Raw genomic sequence first — 24,208 nt, forward strand, 5'->3', positions numbered from 1 at the left:
CTCAGAGGGAGATGCGGGGGTCGATGATCTCACCCCGGGCGGTGGACAGGCCTGCGCGGAGCGCGGGGTCCCGGTCCAGCGCGGCATCCGTGCCGTGCTGGGCGAGGGTCAGCGTGTACGGGAGGGTGGCGTTGGTGAGGGCGACGGTCGAGGTGAGCGGCACCGCGCCGGGCATGTTGGCCACCGCGTAGTAGACGGAACCGTGCACCCGGTAGGTCGGCTCGCTGTAGGTGGTCGGGTGGGTCCCCTCGAAGCAGCCGCCCTGGTCGACGGCGACGTCGACGAGCACCGAGCCGGTGCGCATGTCCGCCACCATGTCGAGGGTGACCAGCTTCGGCGCGGCCGAGCCCGGGATGAGTACCGATCCGATGACGAGGTCGGCGGAGGCGACGGCCTCGGCGATGGTGGTCCGCGTCGAGACCCGGGTGTCGATACGCCCCGCGAAGCGTTCGTCGAGCTGCCGCAGTCTCGGCAGCGAGGTGTCGATGACGGTCACGTGTGCGCCCAGGCCGACGGCCATCTCCGCGGCGTTGGTGCCGGCGACTCCGCCGCCGATCACCACGACGTGCGCGCGCGCAGTGCCGGGGACGCCGCCGGGAAGGATGCCTCGGCCCCCGCCGGGCGCCATGAGGTGATGCACACCCGCCTGTACCGACAGGCGTCCGGCGATTTCGCTCATCGGCGCCAGCAGGGGGAGGGAACGGTCGGGTAACTGGACGGTCTCGTAGGCGATCGCGGAGGTCCCCACGTCGAGAAGGGCGCGGGTCAGGTCGGGCACGGCCGCCAGATGCAGGTACGCGAACAGGGTCAGATCCGACCGTAGCCGCGCGTACTCGGACGCGACCGGCTCCTTGACCTTGACCACGAGGTCGGCTTCGCCCCAGGTCGCATCGGCGGAGTCGACGATGCGCGCCCCGGCGGTGGTGTAGTCCTCGTCGGGGAAACCGGAGCCGACCCCGGCCCCTGACTGGACCAGAACAGTGTGGCCGCGGTCATGGAGCTCACGCACGCCGACGGGGGTCATCCCGACTCGCAGCTCGCTGTCTTTCACCTCGGTGGGCACCCCGATGATCATGCGCATTTCCTTCCGACGTGATCGTGTGGGCGCCACGTTCACAGAGGCCGCGGCGGAAGGACAAGCACCGACGAAGAATTCACCTCAAAAGAGCGCAACAGCCGAGTTATCTTCGGATCATGACCGAAAAGCCGAACAGATCATCGCTGGATGGCACGGACGTGCGACTGCTCGACGAGCTGCGGCGAGACGCACGCGCACCGCTCAGTCGGCTGGCCACCGCGGTCGGCCTCGCGGCCTCCACGGTGCACGCGCGCGTGTCACGCTTGGTGTCCTCCGGCGTCATCCGCCGATTCACCGTGGACGTCGATCCCGCGGCACTCGGGTACGACACCGAGGCGCTGGTGTCGGTGCGCATCCGACCGGGGGCCCGCGCACAGCTGACCGCGTTCGCCGAACAGCTCGAGCAGCACCCGGATGTGGCGCAGTTCTTCTACCTCGCGGGTGCGGAGGACTTCGTCATCCACTACCGTGGCCGCGCCCGCCACGACCTGCGGGACTTCGTCACCGACCATCTGTCGACCCAGCCGATCGTGGCGGCGACGAGTACGAGCCTCATCTTCGAGCACACCCGCGGGCCGTTGTCGGGGTGACCGCCTCGCGGCGCGTCGGGTCAGACGAAGCGGTCCTCGACGGCCGCGCGGATGTGGTCGCGAAGCTCGCGCACGCCCTCCAGGCCCCACGATTCCGGGTTGGGGAACTGCCACTGGACCAGCTCTCCGGCGACCGCGCCCGGAAGGTCCAGGCCCGGCTTCATCGTCACGACGACATGGGCTTCGGCCAGCAGCTCGGCCGTGACCGGACGCGGGCTCGCGGCGGAGGTGTCGATACCGAGCTCACCGAGGGCCTCGGCGACCTCGGGGCTGATGCCCTCGGCGGGTGCCACTCCTGCGGAGGTCGCGTCGTAGCGGTCGCCGGCGAGGTGGTCGAGCAGATGGGCACCCAGCTGGGAGCGCCCGGCGTTGTGAGTGCAGATGAACAGGACGACGGGGCGCTCGGCGCTCATCGGGTGACCTCCAGAGGGCGGGTGGCGTGTTCGCGCGACCACGCCTGGGTGGCAGCCTGCACGGCATCCCATGGCGAGCCGAGCGGCGGGGTGTAGGACAGGTCGAGTTCGGCGACCTGGTCGACGGTGAGTCCGGCGTAGAGCGCGGTGGCGTAGGTGTCGACGCGTTTGGCGGTCTCGGTGCCCAGGCGTCCGGTGAGCTGGGCGCCGAGGAGGCGGCCGGTCTCGGTGTCGCCGGTGATGCGGAAGCGGATCTGTTGCGCGCCGGGGTAGTAACGCTTGTGATCGTCTGCGGCCGATGATGTGGTGGCGGGGTGGAAGCCGGCCGACTCCGCCTCGTGCTGCCGGAGACCGGTTCGGGCGGCGACGACGTCGAAGACCTTGACCACCTGGGTCCCGACCGACCCGGCGAAGCGGGCGGCGCCGCCGACGGCGTTCTCGCCGGCGACGCGGCCCTGCTTGTGCGCGGTCGTCCCCAGGGGCAGGTAGGTCGTGCCGAGGAGGCGATGGTGGGTGACCACGCCGTCGCCGGCGGCGAAGACATGGGGGAGGCCGGTGCGCATGTGTTCGTCGACGACGACCGCGCCGCCGGCGCCGAGCCGGGCGCCGGCGGACTCCAAGAGCGCGGTGTGAGGGCGCACCCCGACCACGACGAGCACGAGCTCGGCGGTGTGCGTGACCTTCTCGCCGTCTCGGTCGGCATGCACCGTCAGCCCCGTGCCGGTCTTCTCGACGCCGCGCACCGCGGTACCCGTGTGCACCTCGACGCCGTGGGCGACGAGTTCGTCGTGGACGGTGGCGGCCAGTTCGGGGTCGAGCGTCGAGAGGACCTCCGGTCCGCGCTGCAGCTGTGTGACGTGCATGCCGCGGCCACGGAAACCCTCCGCCATTTCGAGGCCGACGTAGCCGGCGCCGACGATGATCGCCGAGTCGGGGGAGCGGCGCTCCAGGTCGGCGTCGAGGGCGAAGGTGTCGCCCATGGAGTGGATCACGTGCACACCGTCTTCGGGACCGAGCCGGTCCATACCGGCGATCCCCGCGAACGAGGGCCGCGCCCCGGTCCCGACGACCAACTCGTCGTAGTCGATCGTGGTCGGACCGTCATGGTCGGTCACCGTGAGGCGACGTGCGGCGAGATCGATCCCCGTCGCGAGGGTGTTCAGACGCAGGTGCATCCCGGTGGCCTCGAGATCGGCGTGGGTGCGGTGGGCGAGGGCCTGCCACGGCCGCACGTCGCCGGAGAAGTAGTACGGGATGCCGCAGATCGAGTAGTTCGGGTACTGATCGGCGACGACGACGGTGACGTCGACGTTCGGATCGAGCTCGCGGGCGCGGAGCGCGGCGGAGATTCCGGCGTCGCTGCCGCCGACGGCGACGATGTGCGTCATGGGGGTCCTTCCGACCCCGACACTGTGCGCGTCTCGGGTGAACGGGGGGCAAACAGCGCCGCTATCCGGGCAGGTTCATCATCGTGTACGCGATGAGGATCGCGGCGACGGCGGTGAGGACGAGCATCGCCCAGACCGGGAGACCTCCCACCTCCTGCCGATACCAGGGTGTGAGAGCGCGTGAACGGCGGCGTGAGCGTCGTGTGCGACGAGCGTGCATCGGTGATCTCCCGAGGTCGAGTGACGGGTCGAGCGGTCCCCGTTACCCCTGCGTCCGCTCGGGGCGATGCTAGCGACCGCGTGTTTCGACTCTGCGGCGGGCCGGTGTCGGGGAGGTCGCGTCGACGGTCGTCCGGTGAGCGGGCGGTCACACGACGAGACTGCGGGCGGTGCTGATCAGGCGCACCGCCTCCTCGGGGGAGATCCGGGCGAGCGCGTAGGCCCCGACGACGAGCCCGGTCACGGTCGCGGAGGTCCGCTCGCGTTCGGCGTGGTCGTCGTGGGGGCGACGTGCGCGGATGCCACGGTCGATGGCGTGGCGCAGTTCGGCCCGGTACGCGGTGATGACCTCCGCGACATCGGCGTCGTGCGCGAGCGGGGAGCCGGCGGTGTTGATGAGCAGGCATCCGTTCGCGGCGGCGGGGGTGTCGGCGCGTGCGAAGACCTGCGCGAGGCCGGCGAGGTAATCGGCCAGTGCGCCGGAGGGCACCGGGTCGTGTAGGAGCGGACGCAGGCGCGGACGCACGATCTCGTCGAGGTAGCTCTGCACGGCGGCGTCGAAGAGACCGCGTTTGGAGCCGAACGCGTGGTAGAGACTGGACCGCCCCAGTCCCGTCGCGTGTTCGAGGTCGGGGATGGCGACCCCCTCGAAGCCTTGCCGCCAGAACACCTCGCGCGCGGCGCGGACGGCGGTGTCGCGGTCGAACGTGGCCGGTCTTCCCATGCGTGTGCCCCTCTGCCCGGTGTCGAGTCGATTTTTTGAAACGGTCGGTCCACTATATTGTGAAACGCTCGTTGCAAAAAGTTCGGATGTGCGTGATCCACGCATCCGAGGAGGAGGTACCCGCATGGCAGAGTTCCGCAGCACGCAGATCCGACTGGCCGCCCGTCCGACCGGATGGCCGACGCACGACGACTTCGAGACCGTCGAGGTCGTCCATCCGGATCTCGCCCCCGGCCAGGTGCGCGTGCGGAACGCGTTCGTGTCGGTCGACCCCTACATGCGCGGTCGTATGAGCGATGCGCGCAGCTACGTCGCGCCCTACGGCATCGGTGACACGATCGCGGGTGGGGCGATCGGTCGCGTCGTGGAGTCGACCGTCGACGAGATGCCGGTGGGGGCGGTCGTGCTGCACCAGCACGGGTGGACGGACACCGTGCAGGATGAGGCTGCCACCTTCCGTGTCGTCCCGGAGATCCCGGGACTGCCCCTGTCGTTGCGTCTGCACATCCTCGGGATGACGGGCCTGACCGCATACGTCGGCCTCACCGCGATCGCGGGGATGAAGGAGGGGGACACCGTCTTCGTGTCGGGTGCCGCCGGAGCGGTCGGCACCGCGGTCGGGCAGATCGCAAAGCTACTCGGAGCCGGACGCGTGATCGGTTCGGCCGGGTCGGCCGAGAAGGTCGCGTTGCTGACGGACAAGTACGGGTACGACGCGGCCTTCGACTACAAGAGCGGCGACGTGCGTGGCCAGCTGGCGGCCGCCGCGCCAGAGGGTGTCGACGTCTTCTTCGACAATGTCGGTGGCGACCACCTGGAAGCCGCTCTCGCGGAGTTCAACGACGGCGGACGGGCGGCGCTGTGCGGCGCGATTTCGGTGTACAACTCCACCGAGTCGGTTCCCGGGCCCGGCAACATGTCGAACATCATCACGCGGGGCCTGACTTTGCAAGGCTTCACGCTGGGGTCGTGGTTGCACCTCGCACCGGAGTTCCAGGAAAAGATGACCGCGTGGTTCGCGGAGGGACGCATCGCCTACGACGAGACCGTCTACGAGGGCATCGACCGCGCGGTCCACGCGTTCCTCGACATGATGCGGGGGGTCAACACGGGCAAGATGCTCGTGCGTGTCGGCGAAGTCTGAGCGTCCGCGTCGAGGTCCGGGAGGCGCGGTCGCGCCGAAATTTCTGGACTGAGGCTAAGATCGCGATATGGCCGGTCAGAGCCGAAAGGCGACCCTGCAGGACATCGCCGACATCGTCGGCATGAGCAGGATGTCCATCTCGCGGATCCTGAACGGCAAACAGCAGACCTCGCCGGAGATGGACCAGCGCATCCGCGAGGCGATCGTCGAGACCGGCTACCGGATGAATCGTGCCGCGAGCGCCCTCCGTCAGGGTCGCGCGCTCCCCACGGTGGGCCTCATCGTCGAGCGTTTCACCGACGCGTCGTGCAGTTCGATCGCCGAAGCGGTGGCCGATGTGGCGGACGAACGCGGTGCGGTGCTCGTGGTGGTGCGCGAGCGGGGAGGGGGCGGGATCGAGGCGCTGGTGTCCCGCAACGTCGACGGCATCCTGGTGTGCGACCGCGGCGATACCGCGGAGGCCTGGAACGTCGACCGCCCCGTCGTTTCGGTGGACGGCGGAACCGGCGCGGCGCTCCCGCAGGAACTCGGTGTCGCCGCCCGTGCGGCGACGAGGCGCCTGTTCGAGTTGATCGACGGGGCCGCCGCCGAGATCTCGGGCGAAGGCGCCGCGCGCGACACGGTCTAGCGGGCCGTTATGCGGCGCTCCGGTGCGTCGGACGCGGGCGCGGGAGGGTGCCGCTAATGCATCACGGGGATGCGTGCAACCGGTCGCCGGAAATCGGGGTGATGGGTCAGAGTCGAATCATGAGAAGTGTCACCTACGCCGGACAGAACATCCTGACCGCCGACGACGTCGCCGAGGCGATGGTGGCTCTCTCGGTGGCGCTGAGCAACGAGCGACGTACCGAGGTGGTGACCGTGCCGATCTGCACGACCGAGGGGAATGTGGCCACGGCAGACCTGGTCATCGGCGCCGGCAACGACGTGATCTCCGTGCCGGTCGAGTGGATGGGGGAGGAACCCGACTTCGACGATGCCGCCGAGCGGTTGCGCGCACACGTGCTCTACCCGTCGACCCCGATCATCGCCGCAGAGAGTACGTCGGAGCGCGGCGTCGACTGGGCCGGTGACCTCGACCTCGACATCGACCGCGGCTGATCGGCGGCCCGACGGTGCAGCGTGGGGGGAGGGCGGCGGATGCGCCGCCCTCCCCCCACCTTCACTCGCGGGTACGCATCCGAGCGCGGGCGATGGCCGTGGCCGCGGCTCCTGCGAGGATCATCGCCAGGGCACCTACCCAGAGGCCGCCGCTGTCCCCGCCGCCCGTGGCCGGCAGTGCCCCGGTGGGCTCGGCCGTGGCGGTCGGGGTGGGCTCGACCGACGTCGTCGGTTCGGGCGTCGGGGTCGGCGTCGGGGTCGGAGCGGCGAGCACCTGCACCTCGTCCCATCCGAGGAGGGAGTCTGCATCATCGAACACCGCGAGGCGGTACGCATCGGGTGTCACGTCCGCCGGAACCGTGACGGTGAACGCTGTTCCCTCGACGAGCGCGTCGCCGAGCGAGGCGCTCTCGCCGGCGACGGCGGCCACCCGCAGTGTGGCGGTGCCGGGGTCTGCAGTGGCGGGGAACAGGAACGCGCTCACGCGTGTACCGTCCATGCCCGAGCCGACTTCGATGACCGCGTCATCGCCGACGGTGATCTCTTCCGGCGCGTCGACCTCGCCGCGGGCCTCCGGGGTGAGGTCCTCGGCGGTGAACGGCGGTGGGAGGGTGCTCTCCGAAGACGTCGCCCAGAACACCGCTCGTGCGATGTCGCTGAAGGCTCCGACCGGATGGTTGCGGAAGGTAGGCGAAGTGCCGAACAGGAACACGCGGTTGCCCGCAGCGGTGATCGTCGAGACTTCCGAGGCGTGGCCGGCCGCATCTGCCTGCGAGCCGCCGGTCGAGTCGGACCAGTGGCCGGCGACGAGCGGATCGGCCGCGTAGGTGCGCTCGACCGTCATGCCGTCGCCGAGTTCAGTGAACCATGCGGCCGGATACGCGAACGCCGTGTCGACAGGATGGGCGGACAGGATGCCCCCGGGTGTCGTCTCCACGGAGACGATGCCGTTGGAACGGCGTGTTCCGGTCGAGGTGGACAGATCCACGAGCCCGAAATCGGTCGCGAAAGACGCCGCGGATGAGCCGTGGCCGATGACCGGCTTTCCGGTGTCGAGATACGCCTGCACAGCAGCTCGCCCGCTCTCCTGGGACGAGTTGAAGCTCAAGTTGCCGCCGACCCACAGGAGGTCGACGTTGTTCAGGGAGGCTTCGCCGGAGGTGAGGCTCGCCCGTGAGACGGGCATCAGATCTGTGAAGCCGAGCTTGGTCAGCGCATCGCGGTCTTCGTGGTTGTCGACGTAGGCCACTCGGACCGCACTGAGGGCGATCGCATCCCCGTCGCGAAGGGCAAGGCCGTCGTCGGCGCGGAAGTCGACACCGTAGATCTCGGCGATCGCCGACGCCGCGACGTCGGCCGCGTCGGAGCGACGCAGCAGCACCGTCCCGTCGGGCAGTTGCGACAGGGCGATCCCCTCACCGAGCAGCTGGTTGACGGCTTGGTAGTCCGCGACGCCCGCAGCGTCGAATGCGAGATAGGACGCCGACAGGTCGACGGACCCCGTCAGAGGGGCCTCGACAACGGGCTCGACCGCTGTGGTCGGTGCCGCGTCTCCGGTCGTCCCGATCGCGTCTACGTCGGCGCCCCAGAGCAGGGACAGGCTCCACGCCGACACGTCGTACATGCTCGGCACCCGCTCGCTGATGTCGGTGCCGTCGGCGAGGAGGACGTTGGCGAGGCCGCGCACCGGCTGGTGCATATCGACGTAGTAGGACCCGGCAGCGTAGGTGACGTCATCGACGGTGAGGGGGGCCGTGAGGCGGTCCACCTCGATGCCGTGCACCAGGAGCTGCTGAACGAGCGTCTGCGCGTCGGAGTCCGAACGCTGGCCCTGGCCTTGCGGGAGGACGTAGGCGCGAGGGTAGTCGGCGACATAGACGTCCGTGTCGTCCCAGATCTCCGTCCACTCTGTCGGGACGTCGGCGGGGAGGTCTTCGGGTGCGATGTCGGCCGGGATCTCGACGCTCGGTGCGCCGGTCAGGCCGCGCTCGAAGATCTCGATCTGGTTGGCCAGCAGGGCGTCACCGTGATCCTGGACGTAGTCCGAGACGGTGTCGATGACCAGCTCGGCGACCTCGATGTTCACCGCAGCGCGGGCGGGCTGGTCGCCGCTGCGGCCCAGCGGAAGTTCGACGGTGTTGGTGATGGCGCCCTGGTACGCCACATACTGCGGCATGAAGATGGGCGGCCAGTCATCCCAGCCCGAGCGGATGTCGCGGTAGGGGATGCGGATTCCGCCGTCGGCGGAGAGCGGATTGCCCTCGATCGCGGCGTCGACGACGCGCTCTTCGATCTCGAGCGCCGTGGCATAGGCGTGCGGGAGGAACAGGTCGTACTCGTAGTTCTCTCCGTGCGGCGGCCCGCAGGGCTCGATCTGGAGGATGCCGGTGTAGCCGTGGAGATCGATGAAGTAGGTGGGCTGCAGCACCGCGGAGAGGTCGCGGATGATCGCGGCCTCGACGGTCGCTCCGGTGATGGCGTCACGGTTGGCGTCGTAGCCGTTCGCGGTGGCGCGCTGGCCGAGCGCGCGACCGTCGGGGTTGTTCGTCACCGTGAAGTAGAGCCGGTGGGTGTCGAGGAGGTCGATGATCTCGGGGTCGGTGCTGGTGGCGAGCTCTTCGATGTAGTTGAGCGTCGCATCGGTGCCCTCCCATTCGTTGCCGTGGATGTTCGCGTTGAACCACAGCGGGATCTTGTACCCGGCTTGCAAGGCATCGTCGGTCGCGGCGGATGCGGGGTCGTACTTCACCGTGTGTCGCCACAGCGTCTGCTGGGCGGTCTCTTCCGCTGATTCCGGAGCCGTAACGGTGACCAGGTAGATGTCCTTGCCCATCTCGGACTGCCCGATGATCTGGGTGGAGACCCTGTCGCCGAGCGCCATGTAGGTGTTCAGGGTCGGGGCGATTTCGTCATAGGGCATGACGCCGCGGGCGATCGACGCGTCATCGGGGTCGTCGGGGAACACCCGCAGCTCGGGTTGGTACGGGTACTGCGTCGGCATGTCGCCGATGACGGTGGGGCGGACGATCGGCGAGACGGGTTCTTCCACGGCTGCGACGGCGGGTACGGCGATGATCGTCGGGGCGACGAGCATCGCCGTGCACGCAGCGGCGAGCAGGACGGGTTTGCGCACGCGGGGCACACTCCTTGAGGCTGTCGGGATGGTGCGGTGACGTGCGGGTGCGCGCCACGCCGTCCGGCTCGAGGAGCGCTCCGGCCCGGTGGATCTCACGCTAGGGGTGGGACGTTTCACGCCTATGACAAGGTTGTGTCTTTCTTATGCGCTCGTTGTGTGACGCTCTCTTTCGCCTGTCAGGAGGTGAGCCACTGCTGGGCGCCGCGACGTAGACACACGGCCGTGGCCGCGTCGACCGCGCGTTGCAACGCGTCCCCGCGGCCCGCCCCGGCCACGAGCGCGGCGGCGAGGGTGCCGGCGAACGCGTCTCCGGCGCCGGCGGTGTCCAACGGCGTGATCGGTTCGGGCGTCGCCGATTCACCGGCCCATCGGGCCCCGTCGCCGCCGCGGGTGGTGCAGATGCGGTCCTGCGCGACCCGTCCTCCGAGCTGGCGCCGCTCGTGCTCGTTGACGATCACGACGTCGGCCTGCTCGAGCACATCGCCGAGGTCGTCGTGCCAGGGCGAGGGATTGACCACAAGGGTCGCCCCGGTGGCCGCGGCGCGGGCGGCTGCGGCGCGGACGACGGCGGCGGGGGTTTCGAACTGCACCAGCACGACGTCGTCGGGACCCCACGCCTCCGTCTCGACCTGTTCCGCCCGCACCCGGCCGTTGGCGCCCTCGGTGACGACGATCACGTTCTCGCCGGTGTCATCCACGATGACGGTCGCGGCGCCCGTGGGAACATCGGCGAGTCGCGCCACCGCGGAGGTGTCGACACCGGCGGCCGAGAGGTGGCGCAGGTACCGATCGCCGTCCGCGCCGACCGCGGCGACCATCCGGGTCGGGGCGCCGGCGGCCGCGGCCGCGGCCGCCTGATTGCCGCCCTTGCCGCCGGGCATGAACGTGCCGGAGCGGCTGTGCACCGTCTCGCCCGGGGAGGGTATGCGTTCGACCTCGAGCACCGTGTCGAGGTTGAGGGAGCCGACGACGACGACGGTGCCGCTCACGACAATGCCCCGACGAACAGGTCGCGGTAGCGGGCGGTGTCGACGGCGGTGACGACGCCGGTCGACACGGGGGTTCCGGGTGCTCCGGGAGAAGTGTGGCGCATGTCCACGATCGTCTGCCCTCGGGTGTTCCCCGGGGCGAGCGCCACGCCGACGTTCGCGGCCACGACGGTCAGCGCCCCCGGGTCGATCACCGCGCACACCGTGCCCGCGTCGCCGAGTGGCGCGTCGCCGGCGCGCACGCGACCCTCCTCGCCGCGGCCGGCGGTCAGGTACGCCAGCAGCCGGCCGGCGAGGCGGGCCGCGGGCTGTGCGGACGAGGTGAGCGCGCGGATCGCGGTGTCGTCGCACGTGGCGGCGTAGAACGGTTCCAGCCCGTACATGAGCGTGGGCACGCCGCTGTCGAGCACGACCGCAGCAGCCTCCGGGTCATGCCACACGTTGAATTCCGCGACCGCCGTGACGTTGCCGGTGCCGATCGCGCCGCCCATGAAGACGATGCGGGCGATCTTCGGGCGCACCGCCGGGTACATGCGCAGCAGGAGGGCGATGTTCGTCAGCGGCGCCAGCGCGATGATCGTCACGGGCTCGACGGCCTCGTCGAGGGTGCGCCGCAACAGCTCGACCGCGTGTTCGTCGACGGGGGTGCCGCCGTGGGCGGGGAGGGTGATGTCGGCGAGTCCGTTCGCGCCGTGGACGTGACTGGCGTCGCGGGGGCGTCCGACGAGCGGGCCTTCCGCACCGGCGGCGACGGGGATGTCGTCGCGTCCTGCGACATCGAGCACCCCGAGGGTGTTCTCGACGACCTGCGCGAGCGAGACATTCCCTGCGGCGCATGTCACCGCCTTCACCGCGAGTGAGGGGTGCGTGGCGGCGAGCAGGAGGGCCAGTGCGTCGTCGATGCCGGTGTCGACGTCGAGGATCACCGGGAGCGGGGAGGCGGGGGAGGCGTTCACCCTTCCAGCATGCCGTGTCCGCGCAGCCGGACATGTCGCGGGGCCCGCATGCACCGGAGTGCAGCGGGCCCCGCGGGAGGTGACGGTCAGGGGCGCGGGGCGCCTCCGCCGGGACCACCGGTGCCGCCCCCGCCGCCGGCACCCTGCGTGACGGTGAGTTCGCCGGCGCTCGCCGTCGCGACGGTGGAGCCGTCGGCGATGAGCGAGTACTGCGATCCCGAGGTCACGCTCGGCGTGGAGACGGTGATGCTGGTCGAGCCGTCCGCCGTGAAGGTGCCGACCTCGCTTCCGGAGGCGTCGACGACGGTGAGGGCGGTGCCGTCGGCGATGCCGGTGGTGGAGAACTGCACGGCCGACTGCGCCGACATGTCCAGGTCGGTGGTGAGGCCGCCGAGCGCGATGAGCACGCCACCGTCGATCGAGACCGTCCCGTCGGCGTCCACCGCGCCGTCACCGCCGCCGTACGGGCCGGAGGTGATCACGGTACCGCCGGTCTGGGTCCAGTCGCCGTTGATGTCGATGCCGTCCCCGGCGCCGTCGTTCGCGGTGCCCGCACCGCCGCCGTCGACCACGAGAGTGCCGCCGGTGACGATGAACTGGGCGCTGAGGTCGCCGGACTCGGGTTCGGATGCGCCGCCGCCGGGGACGGCGGCGTTGACGCCGTCTTCGCTGGCCACGATGTCGCTCGTGCCGCCGCTGATCGTGATGATCTCGGCCTCGAGCCCCTCGTAAGAGGTCGTGACCGTCACGGTGCCGTCCGAGACCTGGAGCTCCTGCTCGGCGTGGACCCCGTCATCGCCCGAGGCGACCGTGAGGTCGGCACCCGCCAGGTGGAGGTATGCGTCGGCGTGCACCCCGTCGTCGGAGGCGTCGATGTCGATCGTGCCGCCTTCGAGGACGGCGACGACGCCCGCGACGATGCCCTTTGCTCCGCTGTCGGCGACCGCGCCGGTCGAGCCGCCGCCGGAGACGATCGAGACCGTGCCGCCGGTCGTGACCACGTCGGTGAACGCGTCGATGCCGTCGTCGCCGGCGTCGACGGTGGTCGAGCCGCCCTCGATGAGGACGTAGCCGCGCTCGGCCTCCTCCTCGTTGTCGGCCTTCAGGCCGTCGCCGCCTGCGGTGACGGAGATATCGCCGTCGCGGATGACGAGGTAGTCCTTGCCGCGGATGCCGTCGTCGACGGCGTCGACGGTGATGGTGCCGGACTGGATCACCAATCCGTCGCTGGAGGCGATGCCGTCGTTTCCGTTGCCCGTCACGGTCAGCGACCCGGTTCCGGTGACGGTGAGGTCGGCGGAACTGTAGAGCGCCGCATTGGCGTCGGCGTCGTCCGCGTAGGACGAGGCGTCGCTGAGCGAGTTGTCCGAGCCCTCGGCGAGGATGATGAGCGCCTCGTCGGCGGCCTGGACGTCGATGGCGGCGCCCGCGTCGGTGGCGATGTCGACGCCGTCGAGCACGAGCCGGACCTGCCCGTCCGCGTCGGAGGAGACGACCACCTGTCCGGTGTACTCACCGGAGAGCACGTACGTGCCGGGTTCGGAGACGAGGACGGTGTCGCCTTCGTCGACCGCGCCTTCGCCGCTGATGGTGGCAGCGGAGCCGGAGAACGTGACGGTGGTCGCCTCGTCGAGGTCGTACTCGTCGTCGTCGTCTTTGTCGTGGGTGTCCTGGTTGCCCGCGAGCACGTCGGCGGCGGTCACGTCGGCGGTGTCGATGTTCGCGACGGTCACGACGGTGTCGTCCGACTCCTCGGTGACGGCCGAAACGGTGTCGTCGGATGCGGAGGAGGAGGCGACCTCGGTCGCGGTGCAGCCGGCGACGACGAGGGTCAGCGCGAGGGCGGGGGCGGCGGCCAGCCAGAGACGGCGGGGGCGGCGGGTGCGGATGGTCATGTCAGTGTCCTTTCGGGGTGCCACTTCGTGGGTGGGCGGTCGGCCGCGAAGGTCAGGCGGCCAGGGGTCGGGTGTCGGGGGTGGGGTGGTGGCCGTCGCTGACGGTCGCGTGCACGAAGTGTCTGGTGAGCACGCGGTGCCACGGGTTCGACGGGAGTGCGGGATGGAGGGCGGCCATCCCCGTGCCGTACTTCGAGATCCGGGCGGGGCGGTGGCCCTGGCGCCAAAGTGCCCGGTCGAGTGCTCCGGCTCGTTGGCCGGACTTCGTCTCCACGATCACCGAGGTCGGCAGCTGGAGGACGGTGCCCTCCGCGGCGATCCACGTCAGCTCGGTGTCGATGGTCGCGCGGGAGGCGTCGCCCCCGGCGGCGGCCGGCATCAGCACAGTGGCGCGACGGTACCGGGTGACCAGTGTCGGCTGCAGCGTTTCGGCCAGGTGTGCGGCGTCCGGGATGCCGGCGTCGACGAGCAGGTCGGTGGCGTAGGCCACGGCGTCGCCGTCGAGTTCGTCGCCGGTGACCGGCACCCGCTCCTTGACGGTGGCCGACCGGGCGCCCCGCGTCTTGACCTCGAGGAACGATCCGCCCGAGTCGACGTAGGTGCGCGCTCGCACCTTGAACCGGCGGCGACGCTTGCGTACGGCGCCGAAGTAGCTGTCCAGTCCGGGGGTGTCGAAATATTGCGATGCGTACCGGAGGGAACTCTCGCCGTCGATCGCCAGAACCTCGCTGCCCCGGGGGAGTGCCTGCAACACGGCCGGCAGTTCGCGGGTGGGGAGGATGTACTTGCGGTCGACCCGGGTCTGCAGTTCGGCCTGTGCGTTGAGCTCGTCGAGGCCGATGGCGGGGAGCCGGTCGAGGGGGGCCAGGGTGTTCATCGGGTCACCTGCCAGGTGTGGGAGACGGTGTCGGGGGCGCTGTCGCGGTCTGCGTCGCCGGCTGGCGCCGCCGTGCCGCGAGTGGTGCGGCGTCTGGACGACGCGCCGCGGCGGGGGAGGGTGTATCGCACGTTCACGGTCGTGGTGTCCGAGACGAGGTCGAGATTGCGCACGGTCACGCGCTGTACCGGCGTGCCGAGGGTCTCCTCGACCGCGTCGCGGGCATCGTCCTCATCGGGGTAGGCCCGGTCGAGGACGAGGGTCTGCTCGCGCGACCGACGCAGCACGGCGGGGCTGTCGACGACGGCGATCGCGCCGACGATGAGCATCGACAAGCCGATGGCGGTCGACGTCGCCGATCCGGACAGCCCCGAAATCAATCCGAGCGCGAGGGCCGCGAGGTAGTAGGCGATTTCGCTCTGTTCGATCTCCCTCGAACGCAGCCGGATGATCGAGAGTACGCCGAACAGGCCCAGGCCCAACCCGGCGCTGACGGTGGTGTCGGCGAGGACCATCGACACGGCCAGGACGCCGACGTTGACGCCGACGAACGCGATGGCGAGGTCGCGGCGACGGTGTCGGGGGTAGTAGACGGCGAACGCCAAAACGGCGATCGCGACGAGGTCGAGGGCGATGATGCTGAGCAGGTCCATGGTCTTCTCTCCTGACGGATGGTGTCGGGAGTACCAAGACAACGGCCCACCGCTATGTGGTTGCTATGACAGGCCTCAGGCCAGGTTACGAATCGGTAACGGGCCGGTTGTGCGCGTCTGACGCGGCGAGAGTGAGGAATCGTCGGGCGTGCGGGGAGAGGAGGCCGCGCCATACCGCCGTCAGGGGGCGGGTGAGCTCGAGGGTGGTCGCCACCTCTCGGAGCAGACCCCCGGCGAGATCGTCGGCGATGAGGGTCGGGCTCACCACTCCCGGAGCGATGCCCGCGCGGAGTGCGGCGCGCAGGGCGCCGGTCGAAGACAGTTCGGCGGCGGGGCGGGTCGCTTCGTGCCCGTGGCGCGCGAGGGCGTGTTCGAGCGTGGCGCGGGTGCCGGAACCGGGCTCGCGCACGGCGAGCGGCTCGGTGGCCACTTCCTCGACCGACACGGTGCGGCCCGAGGTCGCCCAAGGATGGTCGGGGTTGCACACCATTGCCAGACGGTCGGTGCCGATCGCAGACGCGTTCACCCCGCCGGGTGGGTGCGGGGACTCGATCACGCCGACCTCGGCTTCTCCGCTGCGCACCCGGTCGAGGACCCCTTCGCTGTTGTCCGAGACGAGACGCCAGTGCGTGGCCGGCAGTGTCGCGCGCGCGGCGGTCAACCACGCCGGGAGATACGCCTCTGAGACGGTCTGGCTGGCGGCGATCGTCGCGACGGCCGCGTCGGTGCGGGTGAGCGCATCCAGAGACACCCGGAACACCGCCTCGGCGTCCAAGAGCGGCCGTGCCCATTCGACGATGAGGACGGCGTCCGCGGTGAGGATCGATCCGGACGCGCGGCGGACGAGCAGATCGCGTTCCACGGTGCGCTCTGCTCGACGGATGCGTGCGGATGCCGCCTGCTGCGACCAGCCGCACGCGAGCGCGCCCGCACCCACACTCCCGTGTTCGTCGATGGCGGCCAGGAGGCGGAGGGTGTCGGTGTCGAGCGAGGCGGGGGTCACAACATCCCATTGTGCCCCCACAGGTATCCGCGTCTACCGAAGGGTGCCCGCCCGGCGTGACGATGACGAGGTGACAGTCCTCCACACCACCCCCACGACCGTGCCCGCCCCTCGCCGCCTGCTGCGCGCCCTCCCCAGACGACGTGACGCCCTCGCCCACCTCACGCCGAACTGGTACGCATCGATCATGGGCACCGGTATCGTCGCGAACGCCGCGGTCACCCTCCCCGTCGAGGTGTCCTGGCTCCGTGTCCCGGCGACGGCGGTCTGGCTGATCGCCGCCGGGCTACTCGTGGCGCTGACCGTCGCCACCGTCGCACACGCGGCCCTTCATCCGGAGACCGCGCGCGGCCACGTGCGCCACCCGGTGATGGCGCACTTCTACGGGGCACCTCCGATGGCCGTGCTCACCGTCGGTGCGGGCACCGTGTTGCTCGGCGCCCCGTTGCTCGGGGAGCGGACCGCCGTGGTGATCGGCGGCGCGTTGTGGGTCGTCGGCACGGTGCTCGGGCTCGTCAGCGCCGTCGTCGTGCCTTACCTCACATTTCTTCGGCACCAGATCCAGCCCGACAGTGTCTTCGGCGGCTGGCTCATGCCGATCGTCCCGCCGATGGTCTCGGCGGCGACCGGAGCGGCATTGGTCCCGTTCCTGCCCGCCGGGCAGCCCCGCGAAACGATGCTGTGGCTGTGCTACGCGCTGTTCGGGGTCGCGCTGATGCCGTCACTGGTCATCATCACCCTGCTGTGGTCCCGCTTGGCGCAGCAGAAGGTCGGCGCACCGGGCATGGTCCCGACGCTGTGGATCGTGCTCGGTCCGCTCGGGCAGTCCGTGACCGCCGCGAACCTCCTCGCCCGCGTCGCGCCGACAGCCGTCGACGAGCCCACCGCCGCCGCCCTCCACGCGGCCGGGCTGATCTACGGGATCCCGGTGATCGGATTCGCGGGCCTGTGGGCCGCGGTCGCGCTCGCGATCACCCTCCGCACCGCGCGGGACGGCCTGCCCTTCAGCCTCACGTGGTGGTCCTTCACCTTCCCGGTCGGCACGTGTGTGACCGGGCTGAGCGCGCTCGCCGTGGCCACGGGGCTCACGGCCGTGGGGATGACGGCCGTGGTCGGCTTCGCCGTCCTCGTCGCGGCCTGGGGGATCGTCGCCTTCCGGACCTTCCGTGGCAGCGTCGTGCACGGCACCCTCTTCCTCCCCCCGGCGTGAGCCGGTGGTGCGCCCCGACCCCGGAACCGCCGCGACGAGGCTTAGGGGTTCCCCCGGAGGCGCGCATCCGGTTCGGGTGCGACACTCGTCTCACCAGACCACGCACCGGGCCTCGCTGGGGGGAGTCCGGGTGTAGCCGGCGGGATCTGTCGCTTGTCCCGCCGGCGTCTGGGGCCCCCGGCGTCGGAGCGGGCGAGAATGGATGGCGTGTCCGCACCGACTGCTCTGACCGATGTGCCCGATCCGACGTTCGTGATGTCGGAGGACGGCTTCCGCCTGGCGACGTACTCGTGGGGTGACCCCGCGCGGCCGACGGTCGTGCTCGTGCACGGGTTCGCGTCGAACACGCGCGACAACTGGGTCAACACGGGGTGGGTGCGCGACCTCACCCGGGACGGCTTCCGCGTCCTCGCGCTGGACCAGCGCGGCCATGGGGCCAGCGACAAGCCCCACGACGCCCGCGAGTACGAGATGACCGCCCTCGCGCGCGATGTCGAGACGGTGCTCGAGACCTACCTCGTCGACACCGTCGCCTACGTCGGGTATTCCCTCGGCGCGCGCGTCGGGTGGGAGGTCGCACGGCGCCTTCAGGACCGCATCGATCGGGTCGTCCTCGGCGGTGTCCCCGACGGTGTCCCGCTCCGTCGACTCGATCTCGATCAGGCGCGGGCGTACGTGCGGGATGGGACGGAGGTGACCGATGGGCAGACCCAGCAGTACATCCGCCTCATCGAGCGGGTCGGGGGAAACGACCTCGAAGCGCTTCTGGCGATCGCCGAGGGGTTGCGGGCCTCCGGTGCCGCAGACCCCGACCCGGCGACCGCCCCCACCCAACCGGTCCTGATCGCGACCGGATCGCGCGATGCGATCCTCGAGGGGTCGAAGGCGCTCGCCGAAGCGTGCCCCGACGGACGATTCGTCGAGATCCCCGACCGCCACCACTTCAACGCGCCCGGTTCGCGCGAGTTCCGCGCCGCCGCGCGGGCCTTCCTCGCCGGCTGATCCCCGCCGACCCGGCTGTGTCAGAACCTCGGCGCTCCGCGCGAAACGGGTAGGACACCTGTCGTTCACCGGCCTGTCCCAGGCGGTTCGCGGCGTGGCGTCCCGGCCTCAATAGCGTCGGAATCCCCCACCTGCGTCGCGCGATGAGCGCCTCGATCGCGCGCGCCCGATCGGAAGGATTCCCTCCCCATGAACAGACGCCGCTCGCGCGCCGCAACGGCCGCCCTGGGCGCCCTGCTCTGCACCTCGCTCGCCCTCCCGTTGGCCCCCGCGGCCTACGCCGACGTCGCGGTGCCCGCGACCGACCCGTCGGGCGACCTCGCTCTGCTGAGCGATCCCTTCCTGCAACTGCCCACCGTCGACGGTGTGCATGTCGTATGGACGACCGAGTACGAGGGCGACATGAACGTGGCACTCGTCGGCCAGGGTGTCGCGGCGCTGACGACGGAGGAGGCGCGAGCCGCGGCGAACGGCACCGCCTTCCCCGATGTGGCGGTCTTCCCCGCCTCGTCCGCCATGTTCTCCCGACTCGCGGAGGACTCCGGCTCACGTCTACCCGAAGAGATCCTCCCCGCGGCCGAAGACGGCATCTCGGCCCGCGAGGTCTGGCGTCACGAGGCGATGGTCGACGGACTCTCCGCGGGTGAGCGGGTCGACTACCGCGTCGTGTCCACCGACGGCGACGGTACCGTCGTATCCGGCACCTTCTCCCTCGCACCGTCCCCGCAGGCCGGCGACGACCTCCGGGTCCTCATCACCAGCGACCACCAGGCGATGGCCAACACCCCGGCGAACCTTCAGATGGCGGCCGAGACGATCGGCGACATCGACGCCGTCTTCCTCGCCGGCGATCTGGTGAACCACCCCGATCGTGCATCGGAATGGTTCGACGACACACGCGGCAGTGCCTTCTTCGCGGCGCTGCAGGGCAACGGCGGCCGGGTCGACAACAACGGCGTGCAGGAGTACGTCGGTGGGGAGATCGTGCAGAACGCCGTGCTGTTCCCGGCCGTCGGAAACCACGAGGTCCAGGGACGCATCGACGGCAAGACCACGATCGGGTCGTCGTTCGGTGCGCCCGTGCCGGTCGAGGTCGCGCAGGCCGAATACGAGCTCGTGGCGGCGGAGGTCAATCCGACCGGGGACGCCGACATCGAGGCCCAGTGGATCGAGGACAACTCCTTCAGCACCACCACCTACGAGGAGATGTTCACCCTGCCTGAGGACTCGCCCGGAGGGGAGACCTACTATGCGGTCACCTTCGGTGACATCCGCCTGGTCTCGCTCTACTCCACGCGCATCTGGCGAGGCACCGGAGCACAGGCCGATCCTGCCGCGCGCACCTCGAACACCCGCTACCAGGAAGCCGCGGCGAACCTCGATTCGCCCCTGGACCAGGGATACGGCGAGTTCGTCTTCGAATCGCTCGAGCAGGGCAGCGAGCAGTACGAGTGGCTCGAGGCGGAGCTCGCCTCGGACGAGTTCCAAGATGCACGGTTCCGGGTGGTGATGCTCCACGAGGGCCCTCAGGGCCTCGGCGACAACGTCATGCCGCACTTCGCGCAGCCGACCCGCATCGAGGAGACGAACGACGAAGGGGAGGTCGTCGGCATCCGGTACGAGTACGAGCCGGAGAACAACATGCTGCTGAACGATCTCACCCCGCTTCTCGAAGAGGCCGGCGTCGACCTCGTCCACAACGGCCACTCGCACCTGTGGAACCGGTTCGCGTCGGAGAACGGCGTCAACTACATCGAGACCAGCAACACGGGCAACACGTACGGTGCGTACCACGAGCTGAGCGGACGCACCCGCCCGCTGCCGCCGGAGCCCTGGGACGCCTCGAACTACCTGTCGGTGGGCAATCCCGGCGGTCTCGAGCCGGTGGTGCCGAACGTGGCGCCGTTCTTCACCGAGGGTGGTGAGCCCCAGCCGTTCGTCCAGTCGAACGACCTCGCGGTCTTCGCCATGCTCGACACCGGCGCGAACGAGCTCGTCTCGTACGCGTACGACGTGCGCACCCCCGAGGTCGAGCCGTGGGTGATCGACCGGTTCTCCCTCGGCCGGGAAGTCGAGGTGCCGGTCGATCCCGAGCCGACGCCGACCCCCACGCCGGAGCCGACGGAGACCACGGACCCTAGTGAGCCGGCCGCGCCGTCGCTGATGTTGTCCGCCTCGACGGTGGTCGCGGGGGGCGAGCTCGCGCTGACGGCGTCCGGTCTCGAGGCGGGTGAGCAGGTGCGGATCGAGCTGCACTCCGACCCGGTCCTCCTCGACACCGTCTCTGCGGACGCCGCCGGTGACCTGGCCGCGACGGTCACGATCCCGGCGGGCACGGAGCCCGGTGCGCACGAGATCGTGATCGTCGCCGAATCCGGAGCGACGGCACGGGCGGACCTCACCGTGACGGCCGACGATGTCGCCGGTGCTCCGGCAGCAGAGTCGGGTGACCTCGCCGCGACCGGTTCGACCGTGCCCGCCGGGTTCATCCTCGCCGGTGTCGCCCTGCTCGCCGCGGGTGCGGCGGCGACCTTCGTCGCCGTGCGCCGCCGCAGCCTGCGAGGCTGACCACGCCATCCGGACCGGGGGTCGTGTCCGAGACCGTGCCGCGCGCACGTACGTCTCGGGCACGGCCCCCGTCCCCACGCGGGGGAAGGCGCGTTCCGCGTCGTCAGGTGGACGCACCGGCCGGTCCGACCGGCTCCTGGCCGTCGCGGCGTCGCCGGACGAAGAGGACGACGATGGCCGTCGTGATGACGAGGGCCAAGCCCCACAGTGCGGGTGAGCCCAGCGTGGTCGCGGCGATCGAGCCGAGCACGGCGCCGAGGGCGATCGAGGACCACAGCACGGCGTGGCGAGCCCAGGCCGTGCGACTTCCTCCGCGGGTCGCCGCGACCAGTGCCTGGGCGAGCTTGACGAGCGCGCCGGTCATGTAGGTCACCCCGAACGAGATGTCGCCGCCGCGGCTGAACACGGTGTTGGTCGCGCCCATGGACAGGGCCAGGGCGCAACCCATCACGTGTGCGGCGCCGAAGGACGACGCGGCGGCCGCGACGACCAGACCTGCCAGCACGAGGCCCAGTACGCGTGCTTCGGGATGCGCCCGCGCGCTCGATATCGCCGAACCGATCGCGGCGCCGATGACGAAGGACACGATCAGTCCCAGGGCGAACAGCGCGGCGGGCAGATGGCCTTGGACGGCTTCGACCCCGGCCCGCGTGGTGTTGCCCGTCATGAAGGAGACGAAGAAGCCGCCGAGTGCCGTGAACCCGTATCCGTCGACGATGCCGGCGAACAGGGCCAGCCCGGCTGCCGAGGCGAGCCCGCGCCTGCTCAACGTGCGCACCACTTGCCGCCTCCTTCGCGTTCGCAGGCCCACTTTACGGCGCGCATCCCGACCGGGTCGCCGCCCACCCGGCGCTCTACCGCCTGGACCGAGTCTTCGCCGGCTGAAGCCCGCGCCCAGACCCGGATGCGCGTCCGAGACCGGGCGGCATGCGCCGGGGTGTCGGACGAAGCCCCCGGCCGGGAGCGGGAAGGCGCAGGGATGGGCGTCAGTCGGCGGCCAGGACGGGATGCGCGTCGCCGAGGCGGTCGTTGCCGGGCTGCTCGGTCAGGCGCGCGCGGAGGGTGTTGCCCGGGGCGCCCTCGCGCAGGCGCCCGCGCTCGCGCAGGATCGGCATGACGAGTCGGCCGAAGTCCTCCAGGTCGGCGGGTTCGAAGACCGGCTCGATGAGGAACCCGTCGAGGTCGGTCTCGGCGGCGAGACGTTCGATGCCGTCGGCGACCTGCGTACCGTCCCCCACCAGACGGAACCCTCGGGTGCCTCGGCCTTTCAGCTGGTCGAGGATCTCGCGCACCGTGGGGGCGTTCTCGCCGAGGAACCGGTCGATGTTGCTCGTGCCCATTTCGCCCACCGAGCCCTGCCCGAGCACCTGGTGCAGCGTCTTGTCGGGATCGAGGGCGAGGAGGTCGATGCCGGTGTTCCCCGCGTAGAGGGACGCGACGATCTCGTCGGTCTGCATCGCGTCGAACTCTGCCTCGTATCGCCGGGCCTCCTCCTCGGTCTCGCCGACGAAGACGGTCAGACCGGCCATGAGCTTCATGCCCCGAGGATCACGGCCCCGCTCGGCGGCCAGGGCCCGGATGTCGGCGACGGCGGCGGCGGTGCGGGCGGGCGTGGTGGCCTGGACGAAGACGCACTCGGAGTTGCGGGCGGCGAACGCGCGTCCGGCGGGGGAGGTGCCGGCCTGGAACAGCACGGGGGTGCGCTGCGGCGACGGCGGGGCCCCGAAATAGCCGCGGGAACGGTAATGCTCGCCCTCGAAGACGACCGGACGCACGCCGTCCCGCCGGGCGTAGACCCCGCTCTCTCGGTCGACGACCCGGGCGTCGTCGTCCCATCCGTGTTCCCACAGCCGTGCGGCCAGCTCCACATACTCGGCGGCCATGGCGTAGCGGGTGTCGTGGGGGACGATCGCGTCCTGTCCGAACACGTCGGCGACGGCGTTCTGCGATGCGCCGGTGACGATGTTCCAGCCCACGCGGCCGGAGGTGAGGTGGTCCAAGGACGCCAGCCGGCGGGCGAGTTGGGCGGGATGCTCGAGGCCGGTGGAGAGGGTGACGACGAAGCCGAGGGTGTCGGTGTGCTGGGCGAGCACCGGGATCAGGTAGTCCGGGTCGATCGCGGAGAAGTTGATGCCCTTGGTCGCGGCGATCTCGGGCAGATCACCGTCGACGAGCGGGTAGCCGTAGCCGCCGGCGAAGAACAGGAAGTCGAAGCCGGAGTCTTCGAGCACACGGGCGATGTGGATCCAGTGCTGCGGGTCGAGGAAGTCCGCGCTGCGGCTGCGCGGATGCGCCCAGCTGAAGGTGCCTCCCACCTGCGGAGCGGCCACCTCGAAAACGCCGAAGTGGAGGGTAGGTGCATCGGTCATGAGAGTGCTCCTTCGTTGTGGCACGCCGCACCGGGGCGGGTGTCGGCAGGGCGCGGCCCGGTTCCGAGCAGGCGCCCGCGTAGCGGGGATTTCGGGTTGAGGGAGTCGACGCCGGCGCGTTCGCGGCGCCGAGCCATCGCCACCCGATGCTCACGCTCGAGGTCGTCCCCTCGAGCGGTTCTTCGGGAACGGCCACATGCCCATCGGGCCCGTGCTCTGGAACATGCCGAGCTTCCAGGCATTCGACGACTCCCGCAGGCCAGTGAACTGAACGGTTCACACTGTAGGGGTGGAATGTTTCAGCGATGTCACCGCCGGGTCAGGACCGCCTGCACGGTCGCACGGTTGGCTGCGCGCAACTCTTCAGGGTCGACCCCGGTCAAGGTGAGGAACTGCAGGCCCCGCCACAGTCCGACCAGCTGCATCGCCGCGGTGCGGGCACCGAGCGCGTCGAACCCTTCGCGGCGCAGCACCTCGGCGGTGGCGTCGATCCACTCGTGCGCAATGCGGTCGGTGAAGGCGCTCCACCCGTCCTGGTCGCGCATCACGGTGCCGAACTGCTGGAAGAACAGGCGCAGGAATGCGTGGTTCTCCGGTGCGGAGAGGTCTTCCCACACCTCGAGGAGGCGATCTTCGAGCGGGCCGTCCGCGGCGAGACGGGTGAACATGTCACGCAGGCGCGGAAAGCGGTCGAATGCCGCGCGCGACGCTTCGTCGAGGAGATCCTGTTTCGAGCCGAAGTAGTACAGCACCATGCGGTTGTTCGATCCGATGCCTCGCGCGATCGCGCTGAGGCTCATGTCGACCACACCCTCGCGGAGGATCAGATCGGTCGTCAGCCCGAGCAGGCGGGCGCGCTCGGGGCTGTCGGTCATCTCGCCCATCGTATGCGC

21 protein-coding genes are annotated in these 24,208 nt (G+C 70.4%); 7 read left to right on the forward strand and 14 right to left on the reverse strand.

The window, feature by feature from the left end:
• Position 1 precedes the first annotated feature (1 nt).
• A complete protein-coding gene (gene ald, locus ABD204_RS06380; RefSeq protein ID WP_194423807.1) occupies positions 2 to 1,075 on the reverse strand; it encodes an alanine dehydrogenase in 1,074 nt (357 codons plus the stop codon).
• Positions 1,076 to 1,194: 119 nt separating this feature from the next.
• Here ald and ABD204_RS06385 point away from each other — a divergent pair, with 119 nt between their 5' ends.
• A complete protein-coding gene (locus ABD204_RS06385) occupies positions 1,195 to 1,668 on the forward strand; it encodes an Lrp/AsnC family transcriptional regulator (protein ID WP_241747786.1) in 474 nt (157 codons plus the stop codon).
• Between the two features lie 20 nt (positions 1,669 to 1,688).
• On the opposite strand, the gene ABD204_RS06390 is transcribed toward ABD204_RS06385, so the two are convergent.
• The 3 genes from ABD204_RS06390 to ABD204_RS06400 form a co-directional block, all read right to left on the reverse strand.
• Positions 1,689 to 2,081, reverse strand: coding sequence for an arsenate-mycothiol transferase ArsC (locus ABD204_RS06390; protein ID WP_194423808.1), 393 nt, complete (start codon positions 2,079 to 2,081; stop codon positions 1,689 to 1,691).
• On the reverse strand, positions 2,078 to 3,469 hold the full coding sequence (locus ABD204_RS06395) for an FAD-dependent oxidoreductase (protein WP_194423809.1): 1,392 nt from the start codon (positions 3,467 to 3,469) through the stop codon (positions 2,078 to 2,080). The genes ABD204_RS06390 and ABD204_RS06395 overlap by 4 nt, the downstream gene beginning before the upstream one ends.
• Positions 3,470 to 3,836: 367 nt before the next feature.
• On the reverse strand, positions 3,837 to 4,412 hold the full coding sequence (locus tag ABD204_RS06400) for a TetR/AcrR family transcriptional regulator (RefSeq protein ID WP_194423810.1): 576 nt from the start codon (positions 4,410 to 4,412) through the stop codon (positions 3,837 to 3,839).
• Positions 4,413 to 4,536: 124 nt separating this feature from the next.
• Between ABD204_RS06400 and ABD204_RS06405 the strand changes: the two genes are divergently transcribed.
• The 3 genes from ABD204_RS06405 to ABD204_RS06415 all read left to right on the forward strand — a co-directional run bounded on the left by ABD204_RS06405 (position 4,537) and on the right by ABD204_RS06415 (position 6,657).
• Entirely contained in the window at positions 4,537 to 5,556 is a 1,020-nt protein-coding gene (locus ABD204_RS06405) for an NADP-dependent oxidoreductase (RefSeq protein ID WP_194423811.1), read from the forward strand.
• Positions 5,557 to 5,623: 67 nt separating this feature from the next.
• The gene (locus tag ABD204_RS06410; protein ID WP_194423812.1) at positions 5,624 to 6,184 is read left to right on the forward strand and encodes a LacI family DNA-binding transcriptional regulator; all 561 of its coding nucleotides are present in this window, start codon (positions 5,624 to 5,626) and stop codon (positions 6,182 to 6,184) included.
• Between the two features lie 119 nt (positions 6,185 to 6,303).
• Positions 6,304 to 6,657, forward strand: coding sequence for a hypothetical protein (locus ABD204_RS06415; protein WP_194423813.1), 354 nt, complete (start codon positions 6,304 to 6,306; stop codon positions 6,655 to 6,657).
• Between the two features lie 61 nt (positions 6,658 to 6,718).
• Here ABD204_RS06415 and ABD204_RS06420 read toward each other — a convergent pair whose 3' ends face one another.
• From ABD204_RS06420 to ABD204_RS06450, 7 genes are all read right to left on the reverse strand, one after another.
• On the reverse strand, positions 6,719 to 9,790 hold the full coding sequence (locus ABD204_RS06420) for a M14 family zinc carboxypeptidase (protein WP_194423814.1): 3,072 nt from the start codon (positions 9,788 to 9,790) through the stop codon (positions 6,719 to 6,721).
• A gap of 179 nt (positions 9,791 to 9,969) precedes the next feature.
• A complete protein-coding gene (locus ABD204_RS06425; RefSeq protein WP_194423815.1) occupies positions 9,970 to 10,782 on the reverse strand; it encodes a PfkB family carbohydrate kinase in 813 nt (270 codons plus the stop codon).
• Positions 10,779 to 11,738: a nucleoside hydrolase gene (locus tag ABD204_RS06430; RefSeq protein ID WP_194423816.1), complete on the reverse strand. Its 960-nt coding sequence runs from the start codon at positions 11,736 to 11,738 to the stop codon at positions 10,779 to 10,781. The genes ABD204_RS06425 and ABD204_RS06430 overlap by 4 nt, the downstream gene beginning before the upstream one ends.
• An 86-nt stretch (positions 11,739 to 11,824) precedes the next feature.
• On the reverse strand, positions 11,825 to 13,633 hold the full coding sequence (locus ABD204_RS06435) for a carbohydrate-binding domain-containing protein (RefSeq protein WP_194423817.1): 1,809 nt from the start codon (positions 13,631 to 13,633) through the stop codon (positions 11,825 to 11,827).
• Between the two features lie 52 nt (positions 13,634 to 13,685).
• Positions 13,686 to 14,510: a polyphosphate polymerase domain-containing protein gene (locus tag ABD204_RS06440; protein ID WP_194423818.1), complete on the reverse strand. Its 825-nt coding sequence runs from the start codon at positions 14,508 to 14,510 to the stop codon at positions 13,686 to 13,688.
• Positions 14,507 to 15,163 (reverse strand): DUF4956 domain-containing protein, encoded by a 657-nt coding sequence (locus tag ABD204_RS06445; protein ID WP_194423819.1) that lies wholly within the window; start codon positions 15,161 to 15,163, stop codon positions 14,507 to 14,509. The genes ABD204_RS06440 and ABD204_RS06445 overlap by 4 nt, the downstream gene beginning before the upstream one ends.
• A gap of 85 nt (positions 15,164 to 15,248) precedes the next feature.
• Entirely contained in the window at positions 15,249 to 16,166 is a 918-nt protein-coding gene (locus tag ABD204_RS06450; RefSeq protein ID WP_194423820.1) for a LysR family transcriptional regulator, read from the reverse strand.
• Between the two features lie 70 nt (positions 16,167 to 16,236).
• On the opposite strand from ABD204_RS06450, the gene ABD204_RS06455 reads away from it, so the two are divergent.
• From ABD204_RS06455 to ABD204_RS06465, 3 genes are all read left to right on the forward strand, one after another.
• Positions 16,237 to 17,376, forward strand: coding sequence for a TDT family transporter (locus ABD204_RS06455; RefSeq protein WP_322597530.1), 1,140 nt, complete (start codon positions 16,237 to 16,239; stop codon positions 17,374 to 17,376).
• A gap of 198 nt (positions 17,377 to 17,574) precedes the next feature.
• Positions 17,575 to 18,378: an alpha/beta fold hydrolase gene (locus tag ABD204_RS06460; protein WP_194423822.1), complete on the forward strand. Its 804-nt coding sequence runs from the start codon at positions 17,575 to 17,577 to the stop codon at positions 18,376 to 18,378.
• 189 nt (positions 18,379 to 18,567) lie between these two features.
• Positions 18,568 to 20,946 (forward strand): metallophosphoesterase, encoded by a 2,379-nt coding sequence (locus tag ABD204_RS06465; RefSeq protein ID WP_194423823.1) that lies wholly within the window; start codon positions 18,568 to 18,570, stop codon positions 20,944 to 20,946.
• A gap of 103 nt (positions 20,947 to 21,049) precedes the next feature.
• Here ABD204_RS06465 and ABD204_RS06470 read toward each other — a convergent pair whose 3' ends face one another.
• The 3 genes from ABD204_RS06470 to ABD204_RS06480 form a co-directional block, all read right to left on the reverse strand.
• Positions 21,050 to 21,727, reverse strand: a complete 678-nt coding sequence (locus ABD204_RS06470) for a YoaK family protein (protein ID WP_194423824.1) — start codon at positions 21,725 to 21,727, stop codon at positions 21,050 to 21,052.
• Between the two features lie 205 nt (positions 21,728 to 21,932).
• Positions 21,933 to 23,315: an NtaA/DmoA family FMN-dependent monooxygenase gene (locus tag ABD204_RS06475; RefSeq protein ID WP_194423825.1), complete on the reverse strand. Its 1,383-nt coding sequence runs from the start codon at positions 23,313 to 23,315 to the stop codon at positions 21,933 to 21,935.
• 308 nt (positions 23,316 to 23,623) lie between these two features.
• Positions 23,624 to 24,190, reverse strand: coding sequence for a TetR/AcrR family transcriptional regulator (locus tag ABD204_RS06480; protein ID WP_194423826.1), 567 nt, complete (start codon positions 24,188 to 24,190; stop codon positions 23,624 to 23,626).
• Positions 24,191 to 24,208: the final 18 nt, after the last annotated feature.

Origin of the sequence: Microbacterium aquimaris (genome assembly GCF_039531285.1) — a bacterium.
Lineage (GTDB): Bacteria > Actinomycetota > Actinomycetes > Actinomycetales > Microbacteriaceae > Microbacterium > Microbacterium aquimaris.

What these genes read in the sequence shown, in the direction of transcription:
- ABD204_RS06460 (WP_194423822.1), top strand. Translation starts at nt 17,575, where the DNA reads ATGGATGGCGTGTCCGCACCGACTGCTCTGACCGATGTGCCCGATCCG.
- ABD204_RS06475 (WP_194423825.1), bottom strand. Translation starts at nt 23,315, where the DNA reads ATGACCGATGCACCTACCCTCCACTTCGGCGTTTTCGAGGTGGCCGCT.
- ABD204_RS06400 (WP_194423810.1), bottom strand. Translation starts at nt 4,412, where the DNA reads ATGGGAAGACCGGCCACGTTCGACCGCGACACCGCCGTCCGCGCCGCG.
- ABD204_RS06405 (WP_194423811.1), top strand. Translation starts at nt 4,537, where the DNA reads ATGGCAGAGTTCCGCAGCACGCAGATCCGACTGGCCGCCCGTCCGACC.
- ABD204_RS06415 (WP_194423813.1), top strand. Translation starts at nt 6,304, where the DNA reads ATGAGAAGTGTCACCTACGCCGGACAGAACATCCTGACCGCCGACGAC.
- ABD204_RS06385 (WP_241747786.1), top strand. Translation starts at nt 1,195, where the DNA reads ATGACCGAAAAGCCGAACAGATCATCGCTGGATGGCACGGACGTGCGA.
- ABD204_RS06395 (WP_194423809.1), bottom strand. Translation starts at nt 3,469, where the DNA reads ATGACGCACATCGTCGCCGTCGGCGGCAGCGACGCCGGAATCTCCGCC.
- ABD204_RS06465 (WP_194423823.1), top strand. Translation starts at nt 18,568, where the DNA reads ATGAACAGACGCCGCTCGCGCGCCGCAACGGCCGCCCTGGGCGCCCTG.
- ABD204_RS06390 (WP_194423808.1), bottom strand. Translation starts at nt 2,081, where the DNA reads ATGAGCGCCGAGCGCCCCGTCGTCCTGTTCATCTGCACTCACAACGCC.
- ABD204_RS06435 (WP_194423817.1), bottom strand. Translation starts at nt 13,633, where the DNA reads ATGACCATCCGCACCCGCCGCCCCCGCCGTCTCTGGCTGGCCGCCGCC.
- ABD204_RS06410 (WP_194423812.1), top strand. Translation starts at nt 5,624, where the DNA reads ATGGCCGGTCAGAGCCGAAAGGCGACCCTGCAGGACATCGCCGACATC.
- ABD204_RS06440 (WP_194423818.1), bottom strand. Translation starts at nt 14,510, where the DNA reads ATGAACACCCTGGCCCCCCTCGACCGGCTCCCCGCCATCGGCCTCGAC.
- ald (WP_194423807.1), bottom strand. Translation starts at nt 1,075, where the DNA reads ATGATCATCGGGGTGCCCACCGAGGTGAAAGACAGCGAGCTGCGAGTC.
- ABD204_RS06445 (WP_194423819.1), bottom strand. Translation starts at nt 15,163, where the DNA reads ATGGACCTGCTCAGCATCATCGCCCTCGACCTCGTCGCGATCGCCGTT.
- ABD204_RS06480 (WP_194423826.1), bottom strand. Translation starts at nt 24,190, where the DNA reads ATGACCGACAGCCCCGAGCGCGCCCGCCTGCTCGGGCTGACGACCGAT.